The sequence below is a fragment of the Acidovorax sp. KPB24-07 genome, from assembly GCF_057543315.1.
The window spans coordinates 1-5,070 of the sequence record NZ_BAAJYS010000257.1; the positions used below are offsets into that span (position 1 = coordinate 1).

The 5,070-nt window shown below is 66.7% G+C and carries 7 protein-coding genes; 5 read left to right on the top strand and 2 right to left on the bottom strand.

Annotated elements, in window-relative coordinates; all coding sequences use genetic code 11:
• Both AC27IQ_RS18675 and AC27IQ_RS18680 read right to left on the bottom strand, forming a co-directional pair.
• Positions 1-500 (bottom strand): ATP-binding cassette domain-containing protein (locus tag AC27IQ_RS18675; RefSeq protein WP_487090359.1); only part of this gene is annotated, 500 nt, incomplete at its 3' end.
• 7 nt (positions 501-507) lie between these two features.
• Entirely contained in the window at positions 508-1,554 is a 1,047-nt protein-coding gene (locus AC27IQ_RS18680; RefSeq protein WP_317352024.1) for a putative 2-aminoethylphosphonate ABC transporter substrate-binding protein, read from the bottom strand.
• A gap of 158 nt (positions 1,555-1,712) precedes the next feature.
• Between AC27IQ_RS18680 and AC27IQ_RS18685 the strand changes: the two genes are divergently transcribed.
• From AC27IQ_RS18685 to AC27IQ_RS18705, 5 genes are all read left to right on the top strand, one after another.
• Positions 1,713-2,459, top strand: coding sequence for a phosphonate utilization associated transcriptional regulator (locus tag AC27IQ_RS18685; RefSeq protein WP_487090360.1), 747 nt, complete (start codon positions 1,713-1,715; stop codon positions 2,457-2,459).
• 2 nt (positions 2,460-2,461) lie between these two features.
• Complete coding sequence (locus AC27IQ_RS18690; RefSeq protein ID WP_487090361.1) at positions 2,462-3,028, top strand: phosphonate degradation HD-domain oxygenase; 567 nt, start codon at positions 2,462-2,464, stop codon at positions 3,026-3,028.
• A gap of 132 nt (positions 3,029-3,160) precedes the next feature.
• The gene (locus AC27IQ_RS18695) at positions 3,161-3,766 is read left to right on the top strand and encodes a DUF4337 domain-containing protein (RefSeq protein WP_487090362.1); all 606 of its coding nucleotides are present in this window, start codon (positions 3,161-3,163) and stop codon (positions 3,764-3,766) included.
• 43 nt (positions 3,767-3,809) lie between these two features.
• Positions 3,810-4,298, top strand: a complete 489-nt coding sequence (locus AC27IQ_RS18700) for a dihydrofolate reductase (RefSeq protein WP_284428927.1) — start codon at positions 3,810-3,812, stop codon at positions 4,296-4,298.
• Between the two features lie 196 nt (positions 4,299-4,494).
• On the top strand, positions 4,495-4,962 hold the full coding sequence (locus AC27IQ_RS18705) for an Lrp/AsnC family transcriptional regulator (protein WP_272564333.1): 468 nt from the start codon (positions 4,495-4,497) through the stop codon (positions 4,960-4,962).
• Positions 4,963-5,070: the final 108 nt, after the last annotated feature.

The following is a 5,070-nucleotide window of genomic DNA, read 5'->3' on the forward strand; positions in this document are numbered from 1 at the left end:
GACAACGGCTCGTCCAGCAGCAGCAGGCCCGGCGACGTGGCCAGGGCGCGCGCCAGCGCGATGCGCTGCTGCTGGCCGCCCGACATCTGCGCTGGAAACTTCGGCCCGCTGCCCGGCAGCCCGACGAGGTGCAGCAGCTCGTCCACGCGCGCCGCGATCCGCGCCCGCCCCTCGCGCCGGTTGACCAGCCCGTAGGCCACGTTCTGCGCCACCGTCAGGTTGGGAAACAGCGCATACGACTGGAACATGATCCCGTAGTCGCGCTCGGCCGGCGGCGCCACCGAGATGTCCCGGCCCGCCTGCACGATGCGGCCGGCGGTCTGGGTTTCCAGCCCCGCCACGATGCGCAGCAAGGTGGTCTTGCCGCAGCCCGACGGCCCGAGAAAACAGACGAACTCCCCCTGGCGGATCGACAGGTCGATGCTGCCGAGCGCGGTGAAAGCGCCGAATCGCTTGTGAATCCCGCGAAGCGCGAGGAAGCTGCCGTCGTCGTTGTCCATCGGTTTTTTACTTCTTCGCTTCGCTCTTGCTGTCGTAGCGCCGGGACCATTCGGCCAGCGTGGCCTCGCGGCTGGCGGCGGCCTGGTCGAAGTCGAGCCGGATCAGGCGCGCTTCATAGTCGTCCGGAATGCCGGCCAGCTTGGGCGCGATGCCCGGCTGGGCGGTGATGGCGAAGTTCTTGCCGTAGAGCTTCATGGCATCTTTCGACGACGCCCAGTCGGCCAGCTTCTTGGCCGCGTCCAGCTTCTTGGTGCCCTTGTAGATGGCGAAGCCTTCCAGGTCCCAGCCCAGGCCTTCCTTGGGGAACACCAGCTCGATCGGAGCGCCCTTGGCCTTGTTGGTATGGCCGCGGTACTCGAAGGAGATGCCCGCGACGTACTCGCCGGAAGCCGCCATGTTGCAGGGCTTGGAGCCGGAGTGCGTGTACTGGCCGATGTTCTCGTGCAGCGCGTCCATGTACTTCCAGCCGCCGCCCTTGCCACCCTCGTCGCCCCACATCTGCAGCCAGGACACCACGTCCAGGTAGCCGGTGCCGGAGGACGCCGGATTGGGCATCACCACCTGGCCCTTGAACTCGGGCCGGGTCAGGTCTTTCCAGGTCGTGGGAAGGGGAATGTTGCGCTTCTTGGCCTCCACGGTGTTGAAGCACACGGTGGCGCCGAACACGTCCATGCCGAACCAGGCGGGCGGGTTCTTCTTGTCGCGGTAGGCCGGCATGATCGCGTCGATGTTCAGCGGCGCGTAGGGCTCCAGCATGCCGTTGCGGTCGAACAGCGCCAGGCTGGTGGCCGCCACGCCCATGACGACGTCCGCCTGCGGGTTGGCTTTCTCGGCCAGCAGCTTGGCGGTGATGACGCCCGTGGAGTCGCGCACCCACTTGATCTCGATGTCCGGGTTCACCGCATTGAACGCTTCCTGATAGGCCTTGAGTTGGTCGGTCTCCAGGGCGGTATAGACGATCAGCTGCTGCTTTTGCGCGAAGGCCGAGCCAGCCGCAGCGGCCAGGACCAGTCCGAGAATTGCCGCGGAAAGCGGCCGTGGGATGCGTTGCATGGAAATGCTCCAGGGGTTGAACGGGTGGAACTTTGGTGCCCGCCCGTGTCATCCTCATGACATTCTTGCCAAGCAAAATGAGGGCCATGTCGGGCCGATTGTTTTTTGTAGATCGTAGACAATCTGCAAAAATCGTCTTTTTTGGGAGAATTTGATCCATGGCCGTCCAGAGCCCCACGAACGCCGCCATCGCACAGCTTCAGGGCAACTCGCTCGCCGGCCTCGTGCAAAACGAGATCGAGCGCATGATCCTGGCCTCCGAGTTCCAGCCCGGGGAGAAGCTGACCGAATCCACCCTGGCCACCCGCCTGGGCGTGTCGCGTGGCCCGGTGCGCGAGGCGTTCCGCATGCTCGACGAGGCCGGCCTGGTGCGCACCGAGAAAAACCGCGGCGTCTTCGTGCGCGACATCGCGCTGGACGAGGCCCTGGAGATTTTCGAGCTGCGCGCGGTGATGGAGATGTACATCGGCCGCAAGCTGGCCGAAACCTGCACCGCCGCGCAGACGAAGGCGCTGCGCCAATGGGTCGATGCCATGGACACGGCCACCAAGGCCGGCAACGCGCAGGACTTCCACCGCTTCAACCTGGAGTTCCACGATGCCCTGCTGCAGCTGGCAGGCAACGCCAAGTTCACCGCCCATTACCGGCGCCTCATCAAGGAGTTGTCGCTGATCCGGCGCCGCAACCTCACCGTCGAATCCATGGCGGTGTACACCCGCGAGCACCGGCAGATCGTCAAGGCGATCGCGGCGCGCAATGCCGAGGCCGCGGGCCAGGCGATGTTCGACCACGTGATGAACAGCCGCGAACGCACCCTGCAGAACTACCGCCCCGCGTCAGAAGCCCCCCTCGCCGCGCCGGCCCCGGCGCGCCGGCGGGCCACTCGCACCACCGCCGAGGCCTGATCATGCCGCTGGCCTTCGACGACATCGCCCTGCTGTTCGAGCGCCATGGCGGCACGCAGTACAGCGGCGAGCCGGTCACGCAGACCGCGCACGCGCTGCAGACCGCCTGGCTGGCGCAACAGGCGGGCGCGGACGACGAACTCATCACCGCGGCGCTGCTGCACGACCTGGGCCACCTGCTGCAGGACCATGGCGACACCCCCACGGCGCACGGCATCGACGACCTGCATCAGTTCAGCGCCCTGCCCTTTCTGCTTGGTCTGTTCGGGGACCGTGTGCTCGACGCCATCCGCTGGCACGTGGACGCCAAGCGCTATCTGTGCGCCACCCGGCCGCATTACCGGTCGGCGCTGTCGGCCGACTCGCAGCGCAGCCTGGTGCTGCAGGGCGGCGTGTTCAGTGTGCAGGAGGTCCGGGCCTTCATCGGTCGTCCGCACGCCGAAGAGGCCGTGCGCCTGCGGCTGTGGGACGACCAGGCCAAGGTCGAGGGCCTGGCCACGCCGGGACTGGCGCACTTCCTGGGCATTGCGGCGCGGTGCCGCCTGCCACGGCCTGCGGGACCGGGTTGAGCGCTGCGGCGCCGGCAGGTCACCGACACGCTCTAAGATGGCGCCCCGTTGCGAACCCTTCAGTGGGACGGCGCCTTCGGGTTCCGCCCCGTTTTTCCCGTCCCAACCGACGCTTTCCACCATCCACTCACTATGTCTTCCGGCGGATTTCACGTACACGGCCCCCACGACCATGCGGTCGAGCATGCCAGCCAGGGCCACGGCCCCCACGAGGCCCACGCGCACGAGGGCGGCGGATCGTCCACCAGCAAGATCGCCATGTTCACCGCGATCGTGGCGACGGTGGGCGCCATCTTTTCCTACATGGGCGGGGCCACGCAGGCCAATGCCGGGCTGCTGAAGAACGACGCGGCCATCCGCAAGACGGAGGCCTCCAACCAGTGGAATTACTTCCAGTCCAAGAGCACCAAGCAGTCGCTGACCGAAATGGCCCGCGACCTGGCGCCCGAGGACCGCAAGGGCAGCTACCAGACCAAGCTGGACCGCTACGAGGCCGAGAAGAACGAGATCAAGACGCAGGCCGAGAAGCTGGAGCGCGAGTCGGTCGACTTCGACCACCAGAGCGAGGCCCAGATGCACCAGCACCACCGCTGGGCCCAGGCCACCACCGCGCTGCAGGTGGCCATTGCCCTGGCGGCCATCGCGCTGCTCACGCGCAAGAAGTGGCTGGAATACGGCATGTACGGCGTGGCCGCCATCGGCCTGGGCGTCGGCACCATGGCGTTCCTGCATTTCTGAGCGCGGCGTCCCCCTCTTCCCGTCTTTGCGAAAGCCCTCTCCCATGGCCCTGCACCTGATTTATGCGCGCGCCGCCAACGGCGTGATCGGCAAGGACGGCACCATGCCCTGGCACCTGCCGGAAGACCTGGCGCACTTTCGCCGGCTGACCAACGGCTGCCCCGTGGTGATGGGCCGCAAGACCTGGGATTCGCTGCCGCCGCGCTTTCGGCCGTTGCCGGGACGCGCCAACATCGTGGTGACGCGCCAGCCGGATTGGCAGGCCGAAGGCGCCCGCCGCGCCGCGGGCCTGCCCGAGGCCCTTCGGATGGCCGAGGCCGAGGGCCCCACCACCTGGGTGATTGGCGGCGCGCAGCTGTACGCGCAGGCCCTGCCGCTGGCCATGCGCATCGAGGCCACCGAGATCGGGCAGGCGTTCGAAGGCGATGCCTATGCGCCCGAACTGGGCCCCGAATGGGTGGAAACCGCCCGCGAAAGCCATCGGAGTGCGGGCGGCCTGCCTTACACTTTCCTGACGCTTGAGCGACGCTGAAAAACCCCGCCCCTCTGAAAGGGCCGAGTACGGCCGGGTTCGAGGGGTGCGTCCGGGCCTTCAGGCACGCGGTGACCATTCAGTCGATGCAAAATCCGCGTGGCGGAATCGAAGGCGCCTGACCCAGGCCCCGACGCCACCGCTCGCCGGCCAAGGCGACCCCCTTCCTTCCTACGAATTTCCAGCCGAGCCCAACGTGAAACTAGACGCCATTGACCAAAAGATCCTGGATCTGTTGCAGGAAGACGCGGACCAGCAAGGGGCCGAGATCGCCGCCAAGGTGGGGCTCTCGACCACGCCGTGCTGGCGCCGGGTGCAGCGGCTCAAGGAGAGCGGCGTCATCAAGAAGAGCGTGGCGCTGGTCGACGCGCAGAAGGTCAACGTCGGCGTGACGGTGTTCGTGTCGGTGCGCACCAGCACCCACACGCAGGAGTGGTTCGACAAGTTCAAGGCCACCATCCAGGTCATGCCGGAGGTCGTCGAGTTCTACCGCATGAGCGGCGAGATCGACTACCTGCTGCGCGTGGTGGTGCCCGACATCGCGGCCTACGACCGGGTCTACAAGAAGCTGATCGCCAGCAACCACCTGTGCGACATCAGCTCCAGCTTCGCGATGGAAGAGATCAAGTTCACCACGGCGCTGCCGCTCAATTACGCGCGATAGGCATCTGCGGCCCTGGGGCGGCAGGCACACCCGCCCGCCATCTGGCCGCACCAGACGGTTGCTATATTTTTAATAGCGATATGCCCTAGTACTGATTGTGCTGGAGGC

Bases quoted from the DNA above. Each gene is read 5' to 3' on its own strand.
- AC27IQ_RS18680 (WP_317352024.1), bottom strand. From the start codon at position 1,554: ATGCAACGCATCCCACGGCCGCTTTCCGCGGCAATTCTCGGACTGGTC.
- AC27IQ_RS18685 (WP_487090360.1), top strand. From the start codon at position 1,713: ATGGCCGTCCAGAGCCCCACGAACGCCGCCATCGCACAGCTTCAGGGC.
- AC27IQ_RS18690 (WP_487090361.1), top strand. From the start codon at position 2,462: ATGCCGCTGGCCTTCGACGACATCGCCCTGCTGTTCGAGCGCCATGGC.
- AC27IQ_RS18695 (WP_487090362.1), top strand. From the start codon at position 3,161: ATGTCTTCCGGCGGATTTCACGTACACGGCCCCCACGACCATGCGGTC.
- AC27IQ_RS18700 (WP_284428927.1), top strand. From the start codon at position 3,810: ATGGCCCTGCACCTGATTTATGCGCGCGCCGCCAACGGCGTGATCGGC.